A 22,219-nucleotide genomic window follows, 5' to 3' on the forward strand; every position below is an offset into this window, starting at 1 on the left:
ACCGAATAATCTTTATTGGTTGTATATGGGTGCAACAATGGATAGTGGGGTAATAGTTTGATGACACGACAAATATTCTCTTGTGTAGGTGGCAGGGCGCCGTTTATTGAATCCGTATGTGATGCGACGGCATGGGCTAGCAATCGCCTGGCCGTGCCTTCGACGTTATTGAACGTGATCGAGAAAGATCGTTCTCAATCGCCCAAGACGAACAAGGGGGATGCGCTACGCGAAAAAATGGATACGCTGGATAAGCAGCGTTTAGAGCTGATGCATGAGCATGCCCAGCAAATCATGAAGGAAGCCGTGACGCGTCTCGAGGATCATTCCGTAGCAGACGCCAATAGTCGCATCCGAGAAGGCAATCTGATCGATATTCTGGAGGGGCTAGACGATGAAATGAGGATGATGGTCATCGGCAAGCGTGGCGATACCTCCCTCAACGGCCATCTCGGCAGTCGTCTTGAGCAGGTGATTCGGGTGGTACGCCATCCGGTTCTTGTCGTTCAGCAAACCTTTGAGCAGCCACGACGCATCATGCTGGCATTCGATGGCAGTGTAAGCACGGTCAAGGGCGTGCGAATGGTAGCGGAAAGTCCGCTACTCAATGGCATCGAGTGCGATATCGTCATGATTGGCGGCGGCACCGATGAGCATCATGAGCAGATGGAATGGGCCAAGAATACCCTGGAAGACGGTCATGTGCCGGTCCGAACCCATTTGATAAAGGCCAACAACACGACTGAAGCGTTGCAACAGCACGCCCTCGATAATGATATCGACATGATGGTCATGGGGGCGTATGGACACTCGCGCCTTCGCCATTGGTTAGTGGGTAGTACCACGACGGAGATGTTGTTGAATTCGCCGTGTGCCATGCTTGTGTTGCGTTGAGACGCATCACGCCCGCCGCCGCCCCTGCTCGCGGCGGCGGGCCAGCGCAGAAAAAAACGCCTTTCCTGAGGCGTGACTCGAAAAAAACCGATACCGACTACCCTGCCGGACAAAAACTCTCCTGCCTTGTGCTGCTTTATCCTATGCATATCGGATGAACGCCATCCGCCGCGACCTATCCGGGCCCAATGTTTGTAAATCCAGGCCCGGTTCGTTTTTTGGGAGAAGTAGCGCATGAAACTCAACGATCCGCGTCTATTGCGTCAGTACGCTTATATCGACGGTAAATGGACCCACGGCGACGGCGGTCGCGAAGAAGCGGTCGTCGATCCCGCCACGGGCGAGGTGCTGGGCCATATCCCCTGGCTCGAAGCCCCGCAGTTGCGTGAGGCGGTGGATGCTGCGGATGCCGCCTTCGCCCAGTGGCGGGCGCTGCGTGCCGATGAGCGCGCCGAGCGTCTTCAGGCGTGGTATGACCTGCTGATCGAGCATCGCGAGGATCTGGCAGTCATCATGACGCGCGAGCAGGGCAAGCCGTTGCCCGACTCACGCGGCGAGATCGAATACGGCGCCAGCTTCATCAAATGGTTCGCCGAAGAGGGCAAGCGCACCTTCGGGCAGACCATTCCCAGCCATATCCCCAACGCCGCTCTGGGCTCGCTCAAGGAACCGGTGGGTGTAGCGGCATTGATCACGCCCTGGAACTTCCCGCTGGCGATGATCACGCGCAAGGCCGGTGCCGCGTTGGCTGCCGGTTGCACGGTCATCGTCAAGCCGGCCGGCGAGACGCCGTTCTCGGCTCTGGCGCTGGCGGAACTCGCCGAACGCGCCGAGATCCCCGCCGGAGTTTTCAACGTGGTGCTGGGCGAGCCCGCCGAGGTCTCCAAGCTGTTGTGCGAAGAAGAGCGCGTCAAGGCGCTGTCGTTCACCGGCTCCACCCGCGTGGGGCGGTTGCTGCTGGAGCAGTCCGCCAATAACGTCAAACGTGTCTCGCTGGAGTTGGGCGGCAACGCGCCGTTCATCGTCGGCCCTGACATGGACCCCGCCGAGGCCGCGCGCGCTGCAGTCGCCGCCAAGTTCCAGACCGGTGGGCAGGATTGCTTGGCCGCCAACCGGATCCTGGTGCACGAGTCGATCCATGATGAGTTCGTCGAGCAGTTCGTTGCCTGCATGGAAACGCTCAAGGTCGGCAACGGCCTGGTGACCAATATCGATATCGGACCGCTGATTCATCAGCAGGCGGTGGAGAAAGCCTCGAGCATCGTTGATGACGCCATTTCGCGCGGCGCGACGCTGGTGCATGGCGATCAGTCCATGGCACCGGGGCCCAATTTCTTCATGCCCACGCTATTGACCGGCGTGACGCCGTACATGAAGGCCTGGCGCGAAGAGAGCTTCTCGCCGGTAGCAGGAGTCACCGCCTACAAGGATGACGATGAAGTCATCAAGCTGGCTAACGATACCGAGTACGGTCTGGCGGCCTATGTCTATACCCACGATATCCGCCGTATCTGGAAGCTGCTGCGTGCTCTGGAGTACGGCATGGTGGCGATCAACTCGGTGAAGATGACCGGTCCGCCGGTACCCTTCGGTGGCGTCAAGCAGTCCGGCCTGGGTCGTGAGGGCGGCACCGCCGGCATCGAGGAATATCTGGAGACGAAGTTTTATTGTTTGGGTGCCTTGGGCTCTGTCTCTGGGAGCTAGCTTTACCGGGAGCTAGCTTTACCGGGAGCTAGGCTGCGCTCGGCCTGGCGGCGTTGGGCCCGACATCGAACATGCTCATTTACGGCCAGTAAACTCCGCTGTTCTCCGTCGGGCCCGCCTGGTCAGGCCGTCGCTCGCAGAGCTCTCTAGTTTTGTGCCCCCTCTCTGTTATTTACGATCATTTTTAGGAGCCAGATATGAGTCAGCACCAAGACCTGATCGATCGCGATCGCAAGGTCACTTTTCATGCGTCCACGCATCTGCGCGATTTTGCGCATGGCGATGTGCCGGGGCGCGTGATCACCGGCGGTCAGGGCATCAATATCGTCGATAAGGACGGCCGCGAGTTCATCGACGGTTTCGCCGGCCTTTATTGCGTCAATATCGGCTACGGCCGCACCGAAGTCGCCGAGGCGATCTATCACCAGGCGCTGGAGCTGTCTTACTACCACACCTATGTCGGCCATTCGAACGAGCCGCAGATACAGCTTTCCGAGAAGATTCTCGAGCTGGCAGGACCGGGCATGTCCAAGGTTTACTACGGCATGTCGGGAAGTGACGCCAACGAGACGCAGCTCAAGATCGTGCGCTATTACAACAACGTGCGTGGCCTGCCGCAGAAGAAGAAAGTGATCTCGCGGCAGCGCGGCTATCACGGCTCCGGCATCGCCTCGGGTTCGTTGACCGGGCTCAAGGCGTTTCACGATCATTTCGATCTGCCCATCGACGGCATCCTGCATACCGAGGCACCGTACTATTATCATCGCGCCGCCGAACAGGAAGGCATGAGCGAGCGCGAGTTCTCTCGCCACTGCGCGGCCAAGCTCGAGGAGATGATCCTCGCCGAGGGTCCGGACACCGTGGCGGCTTTCATCGGCGAGCCGGTGCTGGGCACTGGCGGTATCGTGCCGCCGCCCGAGGGCTACTGGGAGGCGATCCAGGCGGTGTTGAACAAGTACGATGTGCTGCTGATTGCCGATGAGGTGGTCTGTGGTTTCGGGCGCATCGGCACCGATTTCGGCAGCCATCACTACGCCCTCAAGCCCGACCTGATTACCATCGCCAAAGGCCTGACCAGCGCCTATCAGCCGCTGTCCGGCGTCATCGTCGGCGATCGCGTGTGGCAGGTGCTGGAGCAGGGCGCCGGTGAATACGGCCCCATCGGCCATGGTTGGACCTATTCGGGGCATGCGCTGGGGTGTGCCGCCGGCCTGGCCAACCTGGCCATCATCGAGCGCGAAGGGCTGACCGCCAACGCCGCCGAGACAGGCGCCTATCTGCAGCAGCAAATGCTGCAGACATTCGGCGAGCATCCGCTGGTGGGTAACGTGCGTGGCGTGGGCATGCTGGCGGCACTGGAATTCTCGCCCGATCCGGCTCGGCGGGCGTTCTTCGACCCGGCACTCAAGGTCGGGCCGCGCGTAAGTGCCGCCGCGTTGAGCGAGAACCTGATCGCACGCGCCATGCCGCAAGGTGACATTCTCGGCTTCGCGCCGCCATTGGTGACGACTCGCGATGAAGTCGACGACATCGTCGCCCGCGCCAAGCGTGCCGTCGACAAGGTGACCGACGAGTTGTCTCGCTCGGGAGACTTGAAGGCCTGACCTATTGTCCCAAGTCAGGCTGATACTGCGAAAATAGCGAATAAATCTGCTCCCACCGGGACCGCTGCCACTTCTTGGTTTTCGTGGGAGCGAATTCATCCGCGATCAAGAGCATCTGAAATCATCGGGACTGAAGTCCCTCCCACCGGGACCCCTGCCACTTCTTGGTTTTCGTGGGAGCGAATTCATTCGCGATCAAGAGCATCTGAAATCATCGGGACTGAAGTCCCTCCCACCGAGACCCCTGCCACTTTGCTTGGTTTTTGTGGGAGCGAATTCATTCGCGAATAACCGTAAAGGCTGATCCGCATGAATCAACCTAACCACGGCGTGACGCTGGCCTCGCTCTATGCCGCGCGCGCCCGCCTGCAAGGGCAGGTCGCGCGCACGCCGCTGGTGCGTTCGCCGGCGTTGTCGCGACGCTTCGAGGCCGACGTGTTCCTTAAGCTGGAAACCCACCAGCCGACGGGAGCGTTCAAGTTGCGCGGCGCGACCAACATGATCGCTGCGCTGATCGAACGTGACGGACGCGAGGCCTTGGCGCACGGCGTGACCACGGCCTCGACGGGCAATCATGGTCGGGCCGTGGCCCACGCCGCGCACCAGTTGGGGATTCCCGCCGTCATCTGTCTGTCGCGACTGGTGCCCGACAACAAGGCCGCAGCTATCGAGGCCTTGGGCGCCGAGGTGCGGCGAGTCGGTGAGAGCCAGGACGATGCCTTCGACGAGGTCGAGCGGCTGGTGGCCTCGGGCATGACGGCGATCCCGCCTTTCGACGACCCGTTGATCGTGAGCGGGCAGGGCACCATCGGGCTCGAGTTGATGGAGGATCAGCCCGCGCTCGACCGGGTCCTCGTCGGGCTTTCCGGCGGCGGTTTGTTGGGCGGCATCGGTGCAGCGGTCAAGGCGATTCGTTCGGCGACGCGGGTGACTGGCATCAGCCTCTCTCAGGGTGCGGCGATGTGGGAAAGCCTTCAGGCCGGGCATCCGGTCAATGTGGCGGAGGTCGAGAGTCTCGGTGATTCGCTGGGCGGCGGCATTGGGCTGGACAATCGCTGCACCTTCGCGCTGGTGCGCGAGGTGATGGATGACCATTACCAGGTCTCGGAATCCGCCATCGCCAGGGCCATGGTCGACTTGCTCGACACCGAGAAAATGCTGGTCGAAGGCGCGGCGACCGTGGGGTTGGCGGCGCTCGACGAACATGGTCTCGATATCCGGGGCCAGCGGGTGGCATTGATCGTCTCCGGGAACGGCGTGGCGCTGGAAACGTTTGACCGCGCCCGGGCATTGGCGGGAGCCTGAATCCTCTTTTCCCTTCTTCTCTCTTCGTCTGGAGGACGTCATGCAGCTCCATCAACGCGACGCAATCGAAGCCGCCGTTCAACTGGATACGGACGCCCTGGCTGTCATCGAAGCGGGATTCGCGGCCCTGGGGCGTGGCGAGGCCGTGCAGCCCCCGATCCTGTCGATGGCCATCGAGGAGGCCAATGGCGAGGTCGACGTCAAAACCGCTCACATTCGCGGTTTCGAGCGCTTTGCCATCAAGGTGAGTTCGGGATTCTTCGACAATCCCAAGCAGGGGTTACCTAGTCTCAACGGCCTGATGATGATGTTCTCGGCCCGCACCGGGCTGGTGGATGCCGTGCTCTTCGATGAGGGCTATCTGACGGCGGTGCGCACGGCACTCGCCGGAGCCTTGGCTTCCAAGTATCTGGCGCGTGAAAACAGCCGTCGCGTGACGGTCCTCGGCGCCGGCGAACAGGCCGAGCTGCAGATCGATGCCCTGCGTCTGGTGCGCGATATCGACACCGTCGATGTCTGGGCGCGTCGGCGCGAAGCCGCCGAGTCCTATGCCGAGCGGCTGCGCCAGCGCGACCTGACGGTCAACGTTCACGATGATGTCCACGCGGCGTGTCGTGAAGCGGATATCATCGTCACCGCGACGCCGTCGCAACAGCCGATTCTCGAAGCCGCCGACCTCCCCGAGGGGGTGCACGTCACGGCGATGGGCTCCGACAGCCCGGACAAGCGCGAGCTCGACGATAGCGTGATGACGCGCGCCGATGCCTTCGTCTGCGATACCCGTGCGCAAAGTGAGCACAACGGCGAACTCAAGGCCTTCGTCAAATCCGGCGAGGCGGTGGCCAATGTGCCGTTCAAGGTGTTCGAGCTCGGCCAGGTGATCGATAGCAGTCTGACGCTGCGTCTCTCTGGCGCTGGCATCACCGTGTGCGATCTCACCGGCACCGGCGTGCAGGACACGGCGATTGCCGATTACGCTTTGCAGCGGCTGAAAGCCTGAACATCGAGGTACTGGTGCGCCCTGACGTGTCGTGCCATTCAATCGTCATGCGGTTGCCACATCGTCGTCATGCGTGCTCGAGATGCTGAGAGGATCATGGACACTCAGTGGAGAGTTGGCGATGCGATATTCCCGTCGTGATGTATTGGGATGGGGCGTCAAGGCTGGCGCGGCATTAGGCGCAGCGTCGGTGGCGCCGTCGATCGTGTTGGCCGAGTCACGGCGCCCGCAAGTGACCTCGGGAGTGATGAGCGGTGACATGCTGAGCGACCGCACGATGCTCTGGTCGCGCAGCGATCGTCCCGCGCGGATGCTCGTTGAAGTGGCCGACAATCCCGCGTTTCGTGGTGTCCGCCAAGTGCGTGGCCCCGAGGTGCTGCCCAGCAGCGGGTTGATCGGCAAGCTTGATGTCGCGGGGCTCGGCGATACCGAGACGCTGCACTACCGTGTACGTTTCGCCGCATTGGACGACCCACATGCCTTGAGCGAGCCCGTCAAAGGGCGTTTACGCTTGCCTCCGTCCGAGGCGCGCGACGTGCGCTTCGTGTGGTCGGGCGATACGGTCGGGCAAGGCTGGGGCATCGATGAATCACGTGGCGGCATGACGATCTACGACACCATGCGCCGTCAGCGCCCCGATTTCTTCATTCACTCCGGCGATACCGTCTACGCCGACGGCCCTCTGGAAGAGCGCGTGGCGCTGGCTAACGGCGATACCTGGCACAATCTGGTCACCCCGGCCAAGCGCAAGGTGGCGGAAACGCTCGATGAGTTTCGCGGCCAGCATACCTACAACTTTCTTGATGCCAACCTGCGGCACTTCAATGCCGAAGTGCCCATGCTCGCCCAATGGGACGATCACGAGACGACCAACAACTGGTATCCCGGTGAGTGGCTCGAGGACGAGCGCTACACTGAGAAAAATGTGGCGTTGCTGGCGGCTCGGGCTCGCCAGGCCTTTCTCGAACACACGCCGCTACGCCAACTGCCGACATCGCCAGAGCGTATTCATCGGCGGTTTGCATATGGGCCGTCGCTGGAAGTCTTCATGCTCGATATGCGCACCTATCGCGGCGCCAACAGTCGCAACCGGCAAACCGAGCGCTCTGCACAAACGGCGTTTCTCGGCGAGGACCAGTTCGCCTGGCTGCGACGTTCGCTGAAAGAGTCCACGGCGACGTGGAAGATCATCGCTGCGGACATGCCCATCGGCCTGGTCGTCAGCGATGGTGACGCGTATGAAGCCATCGCCAATGGCGAGGCTGGCGGGGCGTTGGGGCGCGAACTCGAAATCGCCAGACTCTTGCGGGCGATCCGCGATGACAATGTGAAAAACGTGGTATGGCTGACGGCGGACGTGCATTACACGGCGGCGCATCACTACTCACCCGAGCGGGCCAGTTTCCAGGAATTCACGCCCTTCTGGGAATTCGTCAGCGGTCCGCTGCATGCGGGCACCTTTGGCCCCGGCGAGCTGGATACGACCTTCGGCCCCGAGGTGGTCTTTCAAAAAGCCCCGCCGAAAGGCGAGTCGAATTTGCCGCCATCTCGAGGCTATCAATTCTTCGGCCAGATCGATCTCGACGGCGACAGCGAGGCATTGACCGTGAGCCTTATGGATGCCGCCGGCAACACGCTGCATCGCCAGCAATTGACGCCGGAGACGGCATAGACGCTCCTCCGTCTCGGCAGGCCGTGCGCGTCCTGCTACGCTGCAAGCTTGATGACGGAGGGCAGGAAGCACGCATGACGGAGAGGCAGCAACAGGAACTCGCGGGGTTGGATCACTTGCTCGAACGCATCGGGCAGGCGCCCCGGCGCGATGATGAGCGTGTCCAATTGGGCGATATGCTGACGGCGGTGGGGCAGGGGTCGTTTGGTTCCTTGCTGCTGGTACCGGGGGTGATCACGCTGCTGCCGTTGGTGGGGGATATCCCCGGTGTGCCCACGTTGATGGCGATATTGGTCCTGCTGGTGGCGGGGCAGTTGCTGGTAGGGCGCCGTACGTTCTGGCTGCCGCGCTGGCTTTTGAAGCGCTCGGTCTCGCGCGCCAAGCTGGACAAGGCGGTGACCTGGATGCGCAAGCCGGCGCGGGCCATCGACCGTTTGTTGAAACCGCGCCTGACCTGGCTGACCCAGCGCGCCGGTACCTATCTCGTGGCGCTTTTCTGCTTCCTCATTGCTCTGGCGATGCCGCTGATGGAGGTGGTGCCTTTCTCGGCCAATGGCGCGGGGCTGGCCTTGATGATGTTCGGCTTGTCGTTGATGGCCAACGACGGTCTCTGGGCGCTGCTGGCGCTGATCCTCACCGGAGGGACGGTCGGCGGAGTAGCTTACGCCTTGTTGTGATACCTACCTTCAAAATGCTGCCTCACCGCCATGATCGGCGTGAAATTCGTGCTGCAGCCAGTCCAGCAGTGCCAGCGTCTCCCCCCGTGATTGAGCGCCTTGACGTGTATACACCGAGAGCGCGTCGCTGAGTGGCAGCGACGCATCGACCGGTCGCACGAGCTGGCCGTTTTGTACCAGACGCTCGGCCGTGCGTCGCCAGCCCAAGGCGATACCGTGCCCGGCAAGCGCCGATTGCAGGACCAACGGATAGCTATCGAAAACCATGCCGTTGCCCAGGGTGGGTACGGAATTCCCCATGGCGCGTAGCCAACTATCCCACTCGAACCAGTCCGGTACATCTGCCCTGTGGTGAAGCAAACGGTGCTTGGCGAGATTCGCCAGCGTGATGGGGTGGCGCTGTGCGGCGAGATAGTCGGGACTGCAAATCGGAAAGATCTCGTCGGACGCGGTGAAGGACAGCGTGTGGCTGCCGCTGGGGCGCCCGCTGGTCTGTAGCGCGACGTCGAAATAGTCGTGATTCTCGACCACCGGGCGCGTCGATGTGACCAGGCGGACCTCGATTTCCGGATGTCGCCGGTTGAACGCGGCGAGGCGTGGCATGACCCAGTAGAAGGCTTCGCAGAGCTGGCAGAACAGCACTACCACGCCGTCATGCACTTCCTCTCGCAAGGTATTGGCATGCGTTGCGACGCTTTCCAGCGCGGTACTCACTGTGCGCCCGAACTCGCGGCCGGCAGCGGTAAGGAAGACGCCCCGGTTACGACGCTCGAATAGCGCCACGCCGAGGTTGTCTTCCAGGGCTCGAATCTGGCGGCTGACGGCGGCCTGGGTGAGATGCAATTCCTCGGCGGCACGCGAGAAGCTTTCCAGGCGCGCGGCAGCCTCGAAGGGCATCAGGCTGGCGAGTGGGGGCAGGGCTTTGCCTAGTCGGTTCATATGCGATTCATAATCACAGCTCATGGAAAGTGACGTATAACTCGTTTGTCGCGCCTGCCTGAGGGGCGCACCCTTGAGCGGCTTCTTGCTCAGGGAGAACGTTCATGAAGCCAATCATTGAAGCGCAAGCCTCGGCATGGCCAGGCATCGGTTGTATCGTCGTCTCGGTTTTCTGTCTCTCGATGTCCGACGCTCTGGTTAAGTATATCAGCGATGACGTGGGTATTTGGCAGTTGTACGTGCTGCGTGCGCTGTTAGCGTCGCCGCTCTTGGGGTTGGTACTTGGGCGTCGCGGCGTGGTGCGCCTGGGGTGGGCGCTGCGCCGTCGCTGGGTGCTGGTGAGAACCGGCTTGTTGATGGCCATGTGGCTGGCTTTTTATGCCGCGTTACCGACGTTGACGCTGTCCATGGCGGCGGTGGCGCTGTACACCTCGCCGCTGTTCATTGCCCTGTTCGCCTCCTGGTGGGCTGGCGAACGGCTATCGGCGGGCGGCTGGTGGGGAATCGCTCTGGGATTCGCCGGCGTGGTGTTGATCCTGCGCCCGGGAACGACGCATTTCGAGCCCACGGTGTTACTGCCGCTGCTGGCAGCGGTGTGCTATGCCCTGGCCTGCGTGGTGACGCGTGTTCATTGCCGTGACGAGGCGCCGCTGGTGCTTTCCGGGGCGATGAATCTGGGCTTTCTATGTTTGGGCGCGGCGGGCTGTCTGTGGATGCTGCTGCAGGGGCAACTGCCGGTGGGTGGCGCCACACCGAGCTTCCTGACGGCGCCTTGGCGTTCGCTTCCAGCCGATACCTGGTGGCTGCTGGCGGGACTGGCGGTACTCTTCGTGCTGGCCAGCAGCACGGTGGCCAAGGCCTATCAAGCGGCCCCGGCCGCACTGATCGGCGTGTTCGACTATGCCTATCTCATCTTCGCGGCGGTATGGAGCTGGTGGCTATTCGATGCGACGCCTGATATGCCCACCGTGCTGGGCATGGTCTGCGTGGGGATCGCGGGTGGCATCGTCTGGCGTTGTGCTCCCGGGGGATTACGCCCCGCTGGTATCACGGCGAGTCGTGAGCCCATTTCGCGTTCGCCAACCTTTGGGCAGGGCCAAGGTTGAGTTAGGCGTAATCTTTCCCTATACCTAAGAGGATGTTTACAAAAGGGCTGCGCTCGACAATTCGGCGTTAAAATCGGCCTCAAAATACTCATTTACCCCATGTAAACTCCGCGTTTTCGCCCGATTTTGCCTTGTCTTGACTTCGCTCGCCTATTTTGTAAACACCCTCTAAGGGGCAAGTCTCTATTTCAACGCGGACAAGGAGTTGTCGCATGTTGACCCTCGTTTCCTGGCTATTCATCGCCTTGGGCGTGGCCACGGCATTGGTCATTGCACTGGATGTGGCCAAACGTCCGCAGCCCATGGCGATCATGAACGTGACCTGGCCGATTACTGGCCTCTATATGCCTGTCTTTGGCTGGTGGGCGTATGCGCGCATGGGCCGCGCCGCGCCTGAGGCTGGTCATGAGAGTCAGCATAATCATGGTGAAGGTCATGAGCATGGTCATGCTCACCACCATCATGATGACAAGCCCAAGTGGCAGGGGGTGTTCGTCTCCGCCACGCACTGCGGAGGCGGTTGCACCGCAGGCGATGTCGTCACCGCGCCGCTGGCGACGCTGACCGGTTTCGCCCTGCTTGGATCGGCGGTATTAGGACACTTCGTGCTGGCCTTCATCGGGGCGTATCTCTTCGGCATATTGTTTCAATACTTGCCGATTCGCGGCATGAGCGATAGCGGTCCGCGTAAAGCCCTGATCGATGCCATCAAGGCGGATACGTTCTCGTTGATCGCCTTTCAGGCCGGCATGTACGTCTGGATGCTAATCGCCATCCACGGCTGGATGGGCGAGATGAACGCTTTCTCGGTGACGTTCTGGTTCATGATGCAGATCGCCATGCTGATCGGTTTCGCGACGTCCTATCCAGCCAACTGGGTATTGATCGATCGCGGCATCAAGCACGCCATGTAAACGGCGCGATCACCGCCCGGCGAACGTACGGTGATCGCGGAAACCGCCGCGCTTACGCCGACAGGCCGCTGGCTTCGTCCACGCCGAGATGCAGGTTCATGCTCTGCACGGCGGCACCGGCCGCCCCTTTGCCGAGGTTATCCAGCCGGGCGACGAGGGAGACCTGCTCATGGTTGCCGAACACGAACAGGTCGACCCGATTGGTGTCGTTGCAGCCTTGCACCTCGAAGAAGCCGCCATCGAGATTGGCCGGATCCTCAAGGGGCATGACGCGAACGAAGGTCTCGCCCGCATAGTGGGCGGCGTAGGCCTCGCGAAGTGCCTCGGCCGTGGCCCCGGGACCAAGCTGGTCGACGTGCAGAGGAATCGTCACCGAAAGGCCCTTGAGAAAGGGGCCGACGATTGGCTGGAAGACCGGTGCCCGCTCGAGCCCGCCGTGCACGCGCATCTCCGGCAGGTGTTTGTGAGTCAGCCCCATGGCGTAGGGACGTGGCGCGGCCAGACGGTCGTCGTGGCTGGCCTCGTACTCGGCGATCAGCTTCTTGCCGCCGCCGCTGTAGCCGGTGATCGAATGCGCTGTCAACGGCGTGCCGGCGGGCAGCAGGCCGGCGTCGACCAGTGGCCGGGTGAGCATGATGAAGGCGCTGGCGTGGCAGCCCGGGTTGGCGATGCGCTTGCTGGCGCGAATGGCGCCACGCTGGCCCGGCGCTAGTTCGGGTAGGCCGTAGGTCCACTCGGCATCGGTGCGAAAAGCCGTGCTGGCGTCGATCAGGCAGGTTTGGGGATTGTCGAGTAGCGCTGCGGCCTCGCGAGAAGCGGCATCGGGCAGGCATAGAAAGGCTACATCAGCGGCATTGAGCAGACGTGCGCGCTCGGCGGCATCCTTGCGCTTATCGCTGTCGATGCGCAGCAGTTCGATGTCGCTGCGTGCTTCGAGATAATCCAGCAGCCGCAGCCCAGTAGTGCCTTCCTGACCGTCTACGTATACCTTGAATGCCATGGGAAATTCGTCGCCTCGTTGACCGGGTTCGTGCATGCCGACAGTACGCTGTCAGCGTATCGTCCTCCATTGTGCGGCGCTGCGGTCGCGCTGTCATGTTTGTGGGCTTGAATCCGCTTGTCGTGATCCACAAAAACGACCAGTCTGAGAGAGCTTGGGACTACCCGCCATCCACTTAGAAAAGCGTGATAAGGACGACATATGAACAAGCGTGTATTGGCTTTCGATGTCTATGGCACCTTGATCGACACCCACGGCGTGGTGGAGGCATTGAACGTGGAACTGGGCGATGCCGAGATGGCGTTGCCTTTTTCGCAGCGTTGGCGGGATAAGCAGCTTGAATTTGCCTTCCGCCGCTCGCTGATGGGTGCCTATGCCAGCTTCGCCGATTGCACGCGCGATGCGCTGGAATTCACCGACCGCGCCATGGGCAGCCAGCTCTCGGAGGTCGCCAAGGACAGGCTAATGGCGCTTTATGGGCGGCTGCCGGCGTTTGCCGATGTCGCCGAAGGGCTGGCGCGCCTGAGCAATGCCGGCATGCGCTGCGTGGCGTTTTCCAACGGCACCCGGGAGGCCGTGACGGGGTTGCTGGCCCAGGCGGGCATTCGCGAGCGTTTCGATGCCATCGTCAGCGTCGACGACATCAAGCGCTTCAAGCCCGACCCCGCCGTATACGCCTATTTGCGCCAATGCACCGAGTCGAGCGCCGCCGATACTTGGCTGATTTCCAGCAATCCCTTCGACATCATCGGGGCCAAATACGCCGGCTTGCACGCGACCTGGGTGCGACGCAGCGCCGAAGCGCCCTTCGACCCCTGGGGCGACGAGCCCGACATGACAGTGAGCGATCTCGACGAACTCGCCAGCCGCCTGGGGGGTTGAGCTCAACGACAGACGTTCAGCCGCCGCGCCGCCAACGAAAATAACGCCCTAACCAGTCGAGCACCCGCTCGGGCTTGTGGGCGTTTTTCCAGGCGCCGGCGGCACCCTTGGTGGCTTCCGAGAGTGTCGGATAGGGATGAATCGTCCCCAGCAGCTTGTTGAGCCCGATATTGTGTTTCATCGCCAGCGTCAACTCCGCCAGCCATTCACCGGCGTTCTCGCCGACTAGGGTCGCGCCCAGGATGCGATCCTTGCCCGGCACGGTGAGAATCTTGACGAAGCCGGTAGTGGCGCGCTCGGCGATCGCCCGATCGCTTTCGGCCATCTCATAACGGGTCACCTCATAGGCGAGGCCCTGGGCGGTGGCCTCGCGCTCGTTGAGTCCCACGCGTGCCACTTCGGGTTGCAGGTACGTCACCGCGGGCATGATGCGGTAGTCGACCTTGAAGCGCTTGAACTCGCCGAACAGTGCGTTGACGGCAGCGTGCCAGGCCTGATGTGCGGCGGCGTGTGTCAATTGATAGGGACCGACGACATCGCCGCAGGCCCAGATATTGGGTAGTTTGGTCTGGAGCTGCTCGTTGACTTCCAGGGTGCCGTTGTCGCGGGTTTCCACCCCCAGTTCTTCCAGTCCGAGCCCTGTGACGTTGGCCTGACGCCCGACGCTGACCAACAGGCGGTCGAAGGGAATGTGCGTTTGCCCACCGTCGGCTTTCTCGACGAGGAGATGTTTTTCGCCGTCCTCGACGCTCACTGCGATAGCCTTTGTGCTTGTCATGACGTCGACGCCTTCGGCGACGAGTCGGTGGGTGACGAGATCGCCGACTTCGTCATCCTCGCGCCCCAGCAATTGCCCGGTGCCCTCGACCAGCGTCACCTGGCTGCCCAGGCGGGCGAAACTCTGGCCGAGCTCGCAACCGATAGCGCCGCCGCCCAGTATCACCAGGCGCTGCGGTTGCTCGGTCAACGTCCATAGGTTCTCGGAGGTCAGTACGTCGATCTGCTCGATGCCGGGGATCGACGGTACCTTGGGTGTGGCGCCGGTGGCGATGACGATATGCCGGGCCGTGAGTTGCTTGCCGTCGACTTCGACGGCCCAGGGAGATGTCAGCCGTGCCGTGCCGCGTTGAACGTCGACGCCCAGCCCGGTATAACGCTCCTCGCTGTCGTGGGGTGCCACCTCCTCGATGACACGCCGTACATGGCCCATGACCGCGCCGAAGTCGACACGCGGTTCCCCGGCATGCACGCCCAGGTGCTCGGCGTCGCGAATATTCTGGGCGGCGCGTGCGGCGCGAATCAGCGCCTTCGAGGGCACGCAGCCGGTATTGAGGCAGTCGCCGCCCATGGCGCCACTCTCGACGAGCGCGACCCGGGCGCGTACCGCGCTGGCGATGTAACTGGTAACCAGACCCGCCGAGCCGCCGCCGACCACCAGGATGTCGTAATCGAAGTGCCGGGGTTTGGCGTATCCCCGGTAGCGCTTGCGGCGTTGCAGCCAGTCGACGACCCAACGCGCGATTAGCGGAAAGACCCCCAAGAGAGCGAAGGACAGCAACAACGACGGTGAGACGACGCCACCCAGCGACTGCAGTTCGCCGAGCTGCTGGCCGGCGTTCACATAGACCAGCGTGCCGGGAATCATGCCGATCTGGCTGGCAATATAGAACACCCAGGTACGCAGCCGAGTCAGTCCCATCACCAGGTTAATGACGAAAAACGGGAAAAGCGGCACCAGTCGCAGACTGAATAGATACAAGGCGCCGTCACGCTCAATGCCCTTATTGATCGTGTCCAGATATCGAGCAAAGCGATGCTCTACTGCGGACCTGAACAAGATGCGGGAGACGAGAAAGGCTAGCGTAGCGCCAATGCTGCTCGCGAAGGAGATGATCAAGAATCCCCATCCCAGCCCGAATAACGCGCCGCCGAGCAAGGTCAGCAATGTCGCGCCGGGCAGCGAGAGGGCGGCGATTAGCACATAGATGAGAAAAAAGCCGCCAGCGACCAGCCAGGGAGACGCCGCGAACCATTGATCGAACCGTGTTTGCAGCGCCTTGATGGACTCGAGCGTCAGGTAATCGTCAACGCCGCCCACGAAGAACGCCACGATCGCCACCAGGACGACAGCCAGAATCAGTATGCGGTAATGTTTCACCCCGTCCCCCTTTTATCCACGCTGGTCAGCGGACATTGACGTAGTTAAGTGGCTTGTTAGTCGGACCTGACAGCAGGTGGCCTGGCAGGTTGTTGCCTTCGTGCATCCAGATGTCATGGCCGAATGCCAAACGATCGCTTAATGAGTCGAGATTGTAGTGTGATCCTTACACGTCACTACCATCGGGACCATGAAAAAAGGCGATATACCGAAACCGGCATATCGCCCACTACGCTCGCACGGTGCATCTAACGTTCTGCGCTCACATCAATCACGCGGATCCTGCCACTCGAGAGACTTGAGTTCCTCGTTGAGTGGTGTACCGGCGATGTGATTGGTGAAGTTGGACAGCGTCTTGAGGCTGACCGCAATCACCAGTTCGAGCAATTGCTGTTTCTCGAAACCGGCTTCCAGGAAGGCCTTGACTTCGTCGTCCTTCGCCCAGCCGCGCGCCTGGACGAGGTGCTTGGCGAAGCGTGCCACGGCATTGAGCTTGGGATCGTCGGGGTTCTGGAGCTCACGAAGTTTCTCGATGTCACCTTCGGGTACCTTGGCGGCCTGTGCGCCTCCGGTATGTGCCGCTACACAGAATTTACATCCGTTGACTGAGCTGATGGCGAGCAGCGCCACCTGCTGCTGTGCCGGGGTAAGGCTGGTCCGCGAGTAGATCTCGTCGAGCGTCTGATAGGCTTCCAACAGCGCCGGTGCCTCGGCCATCTTGGCGAACAGATTGGGCAAGAACCCCATCTTCTGCTGTGCCCCTTCGAGGCGCGCCTTGGCTTCCTGGGGCGCGCTGTCGACCGTATGCAAGGTAAATTCTGTCATGAGCTTCTCCTTCTGTGGTCAGCGTTTACATCTCTTAGCCTAGTAGGCAAACAACCTGAGAACCGCCGCTCAACGTCTCTATTTCATGTCGCAGCGTACAAAATCAGGAAAAAGTGGCTGTCTGGTACGCCTGGAAATGCTTGAGTGGAAAGTACTCAATCAATAGTTCAGAAAGGAATTCCTATGATCTTAGTATTCGATGTCAATGAGACCTTGCTCGATACGGCTGCGCTGGCACCGTTTTTCGAAGAGGTCTTTGGGGAGGCAGCGGTGCGCGGCGAGTGGTTTCTGACCCTGGAGGAGACCTGGATGACGGCAACGCTGGCGGGCCGCTACCACCCCTTTGGGCAATTGGCCAAGAGTGCCTTGCGTCAGACCGGTTGGCGACATGGCGTCGAGATAAGCGAAGCCCGTCAAGGGCAACTTATCGACATGCTGACGACGTTACCTGCGCACCCCGATGTCGCGCCTGCTCTTGCCGAGCTACGTGCCAAGGGGTATCGGCTGACGGCACTGACCAACGGCACTCTCAAGGCAGTGCAGCATCAGTTGGCGCATGCCGAGCTTGACGCGGCCTTCGACGTCATTCTCAGTATCGACTCGATAGCCTCCTACAAGCCGGGCCAGCCCGCCTATCAATACGTCGCTGACCACTGGCAAGTGTCGACCCGCGAACTGGTCATGATTGCCGCCCATGGGTGGGATCTGATCGGTGCCGCCAGCGCGGGCTGCAAGACAGGTTTCATCGCGCGTCGCGGAAAGGTCATCGACCCGCAACTTTTTCAGCCCGATTGGCAAGACGACTCACTCACTGGGTTGAGTCGGCAATTGATCGCGGACGTATCCCCAATGTGACGTAAGGCAGTATGTTACAGCGTCTTGATCCGCGCCGGCGGTACGCCCCTGATTCTTTTATAGGCCTTGCGAAAGGTGGATTCCGAGCGATAACCGCTGGCCAGCATGGCGCCGACGATGCTCTCACCATTGGCAAGGGCCTGGTCGGCCAGCATCATGCGTAATTGCCCCTGGTAACGAGCAACAGTCGTGCCCACGATGTGGTGAAAGCGTTCGCTGAAGCTCGAACGGGAGAGCCCTACCTCATGTGCCAGTTCTTGAAGCGTCCAGTCACGCTGCGGCGCTTCATGCAATCGCTTGAGGGCTTTTCTCACCGGCGGATCCAGATACGCCCTCAAGGTGCGTGTTTCCAGCAATGCCGTTTCCAGGCAATGCCGAAGAATCAGGGTCAATAGCACATTGGCCAGGGCGTTCGTGGTCAATGCATGGCCAATTGCTTGCGTCTCGGACATCTCCTCGGCGAGTGCTTCGACAACATTGTCGAAGGCACATCCACGCGCTTGCCGAGAAATGATCACGCTACGCGGTAGTACATTGAACCAGGCCGGCGGCACATCGTGCAGAAAGCGGAAATGTCCGCAGATCAATCCGACACCGGTCGTCGTGCTACTCAGCGAGACTATTTGCTGCGACTCGGAGCCAGATACGTACTCTGGCGCAAGACGATGCGGCGTATCGCCGGGAAAGAATACGAGGTCTCCTTCCTGCAGGCGTTCTTCACCTCCATCGTGCCAGGTGAGTCGGCAGCGGCCTTCGGTGACCAGGTGGAAGCTCGGGGCTATCGCATGTTCGTGAGACAGAAACCAGTCGCCGCATTGCTTGGCGGCATGGTGGAAATCACTACCCATGAAAACGGGCTGCAATAATGCCGTCAGAGGATCACCGGCAAGCATGTCATCGCTTTCATGCAGCGTCATGTCGTCTGATCGTTCGTGTCGAATGGCGGTGACGATGCCTTTTCTTCGAATGCTTTTCCTGCATCATGAATCAACTGGAATTGTTGGTTGCATTTCCTGCAGGCGCCGCACATGGCCAGATGAAATTTCAACGACATTCGTTCCTGAAATCCAAGCGGTGCATCAAGATTCTTCGACATGAGACGCGTGGCTTCGCGACACATCACCATTCTCATTTATTGGCCTCCGATAGCCATCCTTTCTCCAGACATGCTCTCAATAAAAGTCTGCCGCGATGAAGGATGACCCAGCAGTTATTTTCCTTGATCCCTGCTTCCTCGCATATCTGATGTGTAGAAAGTCCCATGAGTTCACGCATGGTGAAAATCTTGGCGATGTTATCGGGGAGTGCAATCATGCAGCTATCGAAGACCTGCCAGAAGCGTTCGCTGAATAACGTGTTTTCGGGATCGCCCCAACTGCTGGGGCGTGCAACATCCGTCCATCTTCCCGAACTTTGAAATTGCTGCTCGATGGCTGCCTCGACGCCGTCGTCGGACCAGGGTTGCCATTTCCCATGGCGCTTCTGGGCTCGCAGTGCATCCAGGATCTTGTTTTTTAGAATGCCGAATACCCAGGTCTCGTAGCCGGATTTTCCTTCGAAGCGAGCGTTTTTCTCGACGGCGGTAATCAGCGCCTCCTGGACGACGTCATCCGCTTCAGAGGCATCGCGAAGCTGCAAACGCGCGAAGGCAAGCAGACGCGGACGCACTGCCGCCAGGCGGCGCTGGCGTTCAGCGGATGGCTTTGAGGTGTCGCTTTGTGACGAATCGGGCCATGACGCCATGCTGAATCTCCCGGTCGATGATCATCGCTTATCATGGCAATAAAACGCCGGCTCGACCATTGGGCACGCTATCTTTTTTATGTCACAGCGTCCAGAGAAGCAAAGTGTTCAAGGCTGTAGTATCTCTGTCTTGAAGGCCGATACGCGATTCACTCTATCGCGGCGAATCTTTTTTCCAAGTAATCGATGATATCGCGGGATTCGTAAAGCCAGGTGATCGCTCCATCGCGTTCGATGCGTAAGCAGGGGACGGTCTTCTTGCCGCCGCCAGTGATCAGCGCCTGTCTCGCCTCGGGATCCCTGTTGATATCGTGCAAGGCAAGTTCGACATTCAGCCTCTGCAGGACGCGTCGCACTCTGGTGCAGAAAGGGCACCCCTCGAAGTGATAGAGCGCGAGGTATTGGGCTTGTCGGTCCACTTCCTGCTGCGCTTGCGCCGTGCGTTCGATAGCGGTTGCCTCGCTTTTCATCAGTCGCGAAATAAGATGCCACATGATGAATCTCCTGGTATCAATTCGGGCAGTCGGGAGGGGCCGGCGAGTCGGAAAAGCCAGCGGCGTAATACCAGGCGGTGGCATTGCCGCCTGCGCTGTCGCCGTCGCTCATCAAGGCGACGCCATCGATACTGGTGACCGACTCACCGAAAAGTGCCTCGAAATCGCCACCGACATCGCGGACTTCCGCTCGCCATTCGCCGAGTGGCGACTGCTCACCTTGCAGAGCCAGCAGCATGGCACGATCCGTGAAGGCATTCTCCCAACTGGCGCCGACAGATTGGTTGGATGACCATACATAGTTGACGGATTGCACCTGCCACGGAAGAAAGCCCGTCTTGCGCGCGACATAGAATCGGGCAGGGTAGTCATCGCCGGCCTGAGTGCGCTCATCGAGTCCCGAGTAGCGGGTATCCACCTTCCAGCACCAGTGCAGGTACGGTGTCTTGCGCAGATCGATCTCGCGTTCCAGATACTTGGCAGAGGCCTGGCCTTGCGCATTTGCTTGAAGCACCTCGACGCCGTCATCCTGGACTATCGAATAACGCGTCTCTCCTTCAAAAGCGCGCGTCGACCAGGCGGCCATGTCGCGGGCTGAAAATTCGATATCGGATGCCAAAGCTGTCTGTATCCCGAGTGTCAAGCTGCACGCCCATACTACCTTGTTTGTCAGTCTGATTTTCATACGCATGAGTCGTGTCCTGGGTCGATATCCTTACAGGAAATTCACTGTGCCGTAGTTCGTTGACTTCAGCGCGACTGAAACCCAGGCGTTGCGGCGTTTTTACTCTGTCTATATCGGCGGGTCCATAACGTCGGGTACTACATAGGATTTCGGCGCGACCGGCAACAGCCCCGTGAAGGCGGGGCGTCATGGTGGTCGTTCATCATGTCTTGTCATAGGGTGAGAAATTCGTCGTCCAGCCTGTCGAGATCCTCAGGCTGGTCGACGTCCCAGACCCGTGCCGGACAGGCCAACTTGGCGCCTGACCGGGCCACCCGCTGCCGGGTCTGATCCATGACGGCTGCCGTTCCCCAGTCGATGCCGGAGAAGAGCTGGCTGTCTGGTTCGCGAAGGCCGATGAGTGCATAGCCCCCGTCTTCCGCCGGCAATAGGACCACTTCATGATCCGCCAGGACGCGGTGGCAGCGCTTCAATAGGGCGGGAGTGAGTGCCGGACAGTCGCTGCCGATCAGTAGCCCCGGCTCGCCCATTTCGAGGAAAGCGTAATGCATGCGGTCGCCGAGACTCCCCTCCGGCTGGGCGCGACACTCGATGTCGTGACGCTCGGCCAGTTCCCGAAAAAGCGGATGGGCGTGATCGAGCGCTGTCCACAGGACGATGCGTCGAGCCGTGGTGGCCGCCAGCGCAATGGATAGCGTATGGCGTACCAGGCGTTCCTGCAGTTGCGCCGCGCCCTGTGTCCCGAGTGCCGGTATTAGTCGCGTCTTGGCCTTGCCGGGTAACGGGGCCTTGGCCAGTATCGCCAGCGGAAAGTCGTCGGGCGTATCAGCGCACATGGCGATACTCCCTTGCCAGGGTTTCCGGCGACTCGCCGCGCCAATAACGAAAGCGCAGCCGCCACATCAGCCGTATCGTCGTCCAGGCACCGTCTCGATCCCAACGCCTGCCCGAACTGGTCACCTTTTCGCGCAGGCAGGCGGGCGTAGAAAGCCGTTTTAAACGTCGTGACATCTCGATGTCCTCCATCAATGGCTGATCGGGAAAACCGCCGGCCGTGTCGAAGGCCTCGCGGGTCATGAACAGCGTCTGGTCGCCGCTGGCAATACCGGTCAGCCGCGATCGATGGTTCATGGCAAAGGCGATCACCCCCAGCATCGGGTGACGACCCTGGAGCCGGATATCGAAACGCCCCCAGCGGTGATCTCGCGACAGGGCGTTCATAACCAGCCGGTCGGCATGCGGCGGCAGTTGGGTATCGGCATGCAGGAAAACCAGGTGGTTCCCTCGCGCGGCATCGGCGCCGGCGTTCATCTGCCGCGCCCGGCCTGGTGGACTCTGGATCACCCGGGAGGCCAGCGGTGTGACGCGGGTGAGAGTATCATCCTGGCTGCCGCCGTCGACGATTATCAATTCGCTGCCAGCATGTCGGAGCCCCTGCAATCGACCCAGGGTTTCATCGATGATATCGGCCTCGTTGAGGGTCACAACGATCAGACTTAGTCCTGTCTCGGCCATGGTGATGTTTCCGCATTAGAAGTCGAAGTGATCCCTGGGCGCGTTCGAGTCTTGTCCTCGATCGATTATCATTAGTCGGTGAGTGCCGTCTCGAGCGCGCGGAATTCGTGTTGCACCTTCACGATGGTGGCGACTGACCAGATCCCAGGTCGTCGAGGTATAGAAGCTGGCATGGGCCAGGTCGAAGCCGGGCAGGCCGTAACGGCACTTCTCCAGGTCGACCAGTACCGCCAGGCCGGTGTCGGCC

At 60.8% G+C, this 22,219-nt stretch carries 22 protein-coding genes and 1 pseudogene; 11 read left to right on the forward strand and 12 right to left on the reverse strand.

Translation table 11 applies throughout. The annotated features are described in order from the left end of the window. Nucleotides 1-60: 60 nt before the first annotated feature. The 7 genes from L1071_RS14835 to L1071_RS14865 all read left to right on the forward strand — a co-directional run bounded on the left by L1071_RS14835 (nucleotide 61) and on the right by L1071_RS14865 (nucleotide 8,856). A complete protein-coding gene (locus L1071_RS14835) occupies nucleotides 61-894 on the forward strand; it encodes a universal stress protein (protein WP_246976415.1) in 834 nt (277 codons plus the stop codon). Between the two features lie 234 nt (nucleotides 895-1,128). Then, nucleotides 1,129-2,598: an NAD-dependent succinate-semialdehyde dehydrogenase gene (locus L1071_RS14840; protein ID WP_246976418.1), complete on the forward strand. Its 1,470-nt coding sequence runs from the start codon at nucleotides 1,129-1,131 to the stop codon at nucleotides 2,596-2,598. A gap of 197 nt (nucleotides 2,599-2,795) precedes the next feature. Continuing rightward, complete coding sequence (locus L1071_RS14845; protein WP_246976421.1) at nucleotides 2,796-4,202, forward strand: aspartate aminotransferase family protein; 1,407 nt, start codon at nucleotides 2,796-2,798, stop codon at nucleotides 4,200-4,202. Between the two features lie 309 nt (nucleotides 4,203-4,511). Further along, on the forward strand, nucleotides 4,512-5,507 hold the full coding sequence (gene eutB, locus L1071_RS14850) for a hydroxyectoine utilization dehydratase EutB (protein ID WP_246976424.1): 996 nt from the start codon (nucleotides 4,512-4,514) through the stop codon (nucleotides 5,505-5,507). Between the two features lie 40 nt (nucleotides 5,508-5,547). After that, on the forward strand, nucleotides 5,548-6,507 hold the full coding sequence (locus L1071_RS14855; protein ID WP_246899890.1) for a cyclodeaminase: 960 nt from the start codon (nucleotides 5,548-5,550) through the stop codon (nucleotides 6,505-6,507). A 121-nt stretch (nucleotides 6,508-6,628) separates the two neighbouring features. Continuing rightward, on the forward strand, nucleotides 6,629-8,179 hold the full coding sequence (locus L1071_RS14860) for an alkaline phosphatase D family protein (RefSeq protein WP_246976427.1): 1,551 nt from the start codon (nucleotides 6,629-6,631) through the stop codon (nucleotides 8,177-8,179). 74 nt (nucleotides 8,180-8,253) lie between these two features. Next, nucleotides 8,254-8,856 (forward strand): exopolysaccharide biosynthesis protein, encoded by a 603-nt coding sequence (locus tag L1071_RS14865; RefSeq protein ID WP_246976430.1) that lies wholly within the window; start codon nucleotides 8,254-8,256, stop codon nucleotides 8,854-8,856. Between the two features lie 9 nt (nucleotides 8,857-8,865). On the opposite strand, the gene L1071_RS14870 is transcribed toward L1071_RS14865, so the two are convergent. Beyond that, nucleotides 8,866-9,795: a LysR substrate-binding domain-containing protein gene (locus L1071_RS14870; RefSeq protein WP_246976433.1), complete on the reverse strand. Its 930-nt coding sequence runs from the start codon at nucleotides 9,793-9,795 to the stop codon at nucleotides 8,866-8,868. A 104-nt stretch (nucleotides 9,796-9,899) separates the two neighbouring features. On the opposite strand from L1071_RS14870, the gene L1071_RS14875 reads away from it, so the two are divergent. Then, nucleotides 9,900-10,901: a DMT family transporter gene (locus tag L1071_RS14875; RefSeq protein WP_246976436.1), complete on the forward strand. Its 1,002-nt coding sequence runs from the start codon at nucleotides 9,900-9,902 to the stop codon at nucleotides 10,899-10,901. A gap of 212 nt (nucleotides 10,902-11,113) precedes the next feature. Next, the gene (locus L1071_RS14880; protein WP_246976438.1) at nucleotides 11,114-11,815 is read left to right on the forward strand and encodes a DUF4396 domain-containing protein; all 702 of its coding nucleotides are present in this window, start codon (nucleotides 11,114-11,116) and stop codon (nucleotides 11,813-11,815) included. Nucleotides 11,816-11,867: 52 nt separating this feature from the next. On the opposite strand, the gene argC is transcribed toward L1071_RS14880, so the two are convergent. Continuing rightward, nucleotides 11,868-12,815 (reverse strand): N-acetyl-gamma-glutamyl-phosphate reductase, encoded by a 948-nt coding sequence (gene argC / locus L1071_RS14885; RefSeq protein ID WP_246976441.1) that lies wholly within the window; start codon nucleotides 12,813-12,815, stop codon nucleotides 11,868-11,870. A gap of 201 nt (nucleotides 12,816-13,016) precedes the next feature. Here argC and L1071_RS14890 point away from each other — a divergent pair, with 201 nt between their 5' ends. After that, the gene (locus L1071_RS14890; RefSeq protein WP_246976446.1) at nucleotides 13,017-13,697 is read left to right on the forward strand and encodes a haloacid dehalogenase type II; all 681 of its coding nucleotides are present in this window, start codon (nucleotides 13,017-13,019) and stop codon (nucleotides 13,695-13,697) included. Nucleotides 13,698-13,713: 16 nt separating this feature from the next. Here the strand turns inward: L1071_RS14890 and L1071_RS14895 are convergent, their stop codons facing one another. Beyond that, nucleotides 13,714-15,855, reverse strand: coding sequence for an FAD-dependent oxidoreductase (locus L1071_RS14895; RefSeq protein ID WP_246976450.1), 2,142 nt, complete (start codon nucleotides 15,853-15,855; stop codon nucleotides 13,714-13,716). 267 nt (nucleotides 15,856-16,122) lie between these two features. Further along, nucleotides 16,123-16,680 (reverse strand): carboxymuconolactone decarboxylase family protein, encoded by a 558-nt coding sequence (locus tag L1071_RS14900; RefSeq protein ID WP_246976453.1) that lies wholly within the window; start codon nucleotides 16,678-16,680, stop codon nucleotides 16,123-16,125. A 183-nt stretch (nucleotides 16,681-16,863) separates the two neighbouring features. On the opposite strand from L1071_RS14900, the gene L1071_RS14905 reads away from it, so the two are divergent. Then, nucleotides 16,864-17,535, forward strand: coding sequence for a haloacid dehalogenase type II (locus L1071_RS14905; protein WP_246976456.1), 672 nt, complete (start codon nucleotides 16,864-16,866; stop codon nucleotides 17,533-17,535). Nucleotides 17,536-17,549: 14 nt separating this feature from the next. On the opposite strand, the gene L1071_RS14910 is transcribed toward L1071_RS14905, so the two are convergent. The 8 genes and pseudogenes from L1071_RS14910 to L1071_RS14945 all read right to left on the reverse strand — a co-directional run. Then, nucleotides 17,550-18,452, reverse strand: coding sequence for an AraC family transcriptional regulator (locus L1071_RS14910; protein ID WP_246976459.1), 903 nt, complete (start codon nucleotides 18,450-18,452; stop codon nucleotides 17,550-17,552). Further along, nucleotides 18,449-18,667 carry a zf-HC2 domain-containing protein gene (locus tag L1071_RS14915; RefSeq protein ID WP_246976463.1) on the reverse strand — a complete coding sequence of 73 codons (219 nt, stop codon included), beginning with the start codon at nucleotides 18,665-18,667 and terminating at the stop codon, nucleotides 18,449-18,451. The genes L1071_RS14910 and L1071_RS14915 overlap by 4 nt, the downstream gene beginning before the upstream one ends. Beyond that, entirely contained in the window at nucleotides 18,664-19,278 is a 615-nt protein-coding gene (locus L1071_RS14920; protein ID WP_246976466.1) for a sigma-70 family RNA polymerase sigma factor, read from the reverse strand. Before L1071_RS14920 ends, L1071_RS14915 begins: the two co-directional genes overlap by 4 nt. Nucleotides 19,279-19,427: 149 nt before the next feature. Then, entirely contained in the window at nucleotides 19,428-19,772 is a 345-nt protein-coding gene (locus tag L1071_RS14925; RefSeq protein WP_246976470.1) for a glutaredoxin family protein, read from the reverse strand. Between the two features lie 16 nt (nucleotides 19,773-19,788). Next, nucleotides 19,789-20,463, reverse strand: coding sequence for a DUF3047 domain-containing protein (locus L1071_RS14930; protein WP_343316045.1), 675 nt, complete (start codon nucleotides 20,461-20,463; stop codon nucleotides 19,789-19,791). Between the two features lie 206 nt (nucleotides 20,464-20,669). Beyond that, nucleotides 20,670-21,293, reverse strand: coding sequence for a TIGR04282 family arsenosugar biosynthesis glycosyltransferase (locus tag L1071_RS14935; protein WP_246976473.1), 624 nt, complete (start codon nucleotides 21,291-21,293; stop codon nucleotides 20,670-20,672). Further along, nucleotides 21,283-21,972: a TIGR04283 family arsenosugar biosynthesis glycosyltransferase gene (locus L1071_RS14940; RefSeq protein ID WP_246976476.1), complete on the reverse strand. Its 690-nt coding sequence runs from the start codon at nucleotides 21,970-21,972 to the stop codon at nucleotides 21,283-21,285. The genes L1071_RS14935 and L1071_RS14940 overlap by 11 nt, the downstream gene beginning before the upstream one ends. Before the next feature lie 129 nt (nucleotides 21,973-22,101). Further along, a pseudogene (locus L1071_RS14945) lies at nucleotides 22,102-22,215 on the reverse strand (aminoglycoside phosphotransferase family protein); the annotation flags it as partial. Nucleotides 22,216-22,219 lie beyond the last annotated feature (4 nt).

Origin of the sequence: Chromohalobacter sarecensis (assembly GCF_023061135.1) — a bacterium.
Taxonomy (GTDB): Bacteria; Pseudomonadota; Gammaproteobacteria; order Pseudomonadales; family Halomonadaceae; genus Chromohalobacter; species Chromohalobacter sarecensis.

Excerpts from the sequence above, each read along its gene's own strand:
- L1071_RS14905 (WP_246976456.1), top strand. The coding sequence starts at position 16,864 with ATGATCTTAGTATTCGATGTCAATGAGACCTTGCTCGATACGGCTGCG.
- argC (WP_246976441.1), bottom strand. The coding sequence starts at position 12,815 with ATGGCATTCAAGGTATACGTAGACGGTCAGGAAGGCACTACTGGGCTG.
- L1071_RS14865 (WP_246976430.1), top strand. The coding sequence starts at position 8,254 with ATGACGGAGAGGCAGCAACAGGAACTCGCGGGGTTGGATCACTTGCTC.
- L1071_RS14915 (WP_246976463.1), bottom strand. The coding sequence starts at position 18,667 with ATGAGAATGGTGATGTGTCGCGAAGCCACGCGTCTCATGTCGAAGAAT.
- L1071_RS14880 (WP_246976438.1), top strand. The coding sequence starts at position 11,114 with ATGTTGACCCTCGTTTCCTGGCTATTCATCGCCTTGGGCGTGGCCACG.
- L1071_RS14845 (WP_246976421.1), top strand. The coding sequence starts at position 2,796 with ATGAGTCAGCACCAAGACCTGATCGATCGCGATCGCAAGGTCACTTTT.
- L1071_RS14925 (WP_246976470.1), bottom strand. The coding sequence starts at position 19,772 with ATGTGGCATCTTATTTCGCGACTGATGAAAAGCGAGGCAACCGCTATC.
- eutB (WP_246976424.1), top strand. The coding sequence starts at position 4,512 with ATGAATCAACCTAACCACGGCGTGACGCTGGCCTCGCTCTATGCCGCG.
- L1071_RS14890 (WP_246976446.1), top strand. The coding sequence starts at position 13,017 with ATGAACAAGCGTGTATTGGCTTTCGATGTCTATGGCACCTTGATCGAC.
- L1071_RS14935 (WP_246976473.1), bottom strand. The coding sequence starts at position 21,293 with ATGTGCGCTGATACGCCCGACGACTTTCCGCTGGCGATACTGGCCAAG.
- L1071_RS14875 (WP_246976436.1), top strand. The coding sequence starts at position 9,900 with ATGAAGCCAATCATTGAAGCGCAAGCCTCGGCATGGCCAGGCATCGGT.
- L1071_RS14920 (WP_246976466.1), bottom strand. The coding sequence starts at position 19,278 with ATGGCGTCATGGCCCGATTCGTCACAAAGCGACACCTCAAAGCCATCC.
- L1071_RS14855 (WP_246899890.1), top strand. The coding sequence starts at position 5,548 with ATGCAGCTCCATCAACGCGACGCAATCGAAGCCGCCGTTCAACTGGAT.
- L1071_RS14835 (WP_246976415.1), top strand. The coding sequence starts at position 61 with ATGACACGACAAATATTCTCTTGTGTAGGTGGCAGGGCGCCGTTTATT.
- L1071_RS14940 (WP_246976476.1), bottom strand. The coding sequence starts at position 21,972 with ATGGCCGAGACAGGACTAAGTCTGATCGTTGTGACCCTCAACGAGGCC.
- L1071_RS14910 (WP_246976459.1), bottom strand. The coding sequence starts at position 18,452 with ATGACGCTGCATGAAAGCGATGACATGCTTGCCGGTGATCCTCTGACG.
- L1071_RS14840 (WP_246976418.1), top strand. The coding sequence starts at position 1,129 with ATGAAACTCAACGATCCGCGTCTATTGCGTCAGTACGCTTATATCGAC.
- L1071_RS14900 (WP_246976453.1), bottom strand. The coding sequence starts at position 16,680 with ATGACAGAATTTACCTTGCATACGGTCGACAGCGCGCCCCAGGAAGCC.
- L1071_RS14930 (WP_343316045.1), bottom strand. The coding sequence starts at position 20,463 with ATGCGTATGAAAATCAGACTGACAAACAAGGTAGTATGGGCGTGCAGC.
- L1071_RS14860 (WP_246976427.1), top strand. The coding sequence starts at position 6,629 with ATGCGATATTCCCGTCGTGATGTATTGGGATGGGGCGTCAAGGCTGGC.
- L1071_RS14870 (WP_246976433.1), bottom strand. The coding sequence starts at position 9,795 with ATGAACCGACTAGGCAAAGCCCTGCCCCCACTCGCCAGCCTGATGCCC.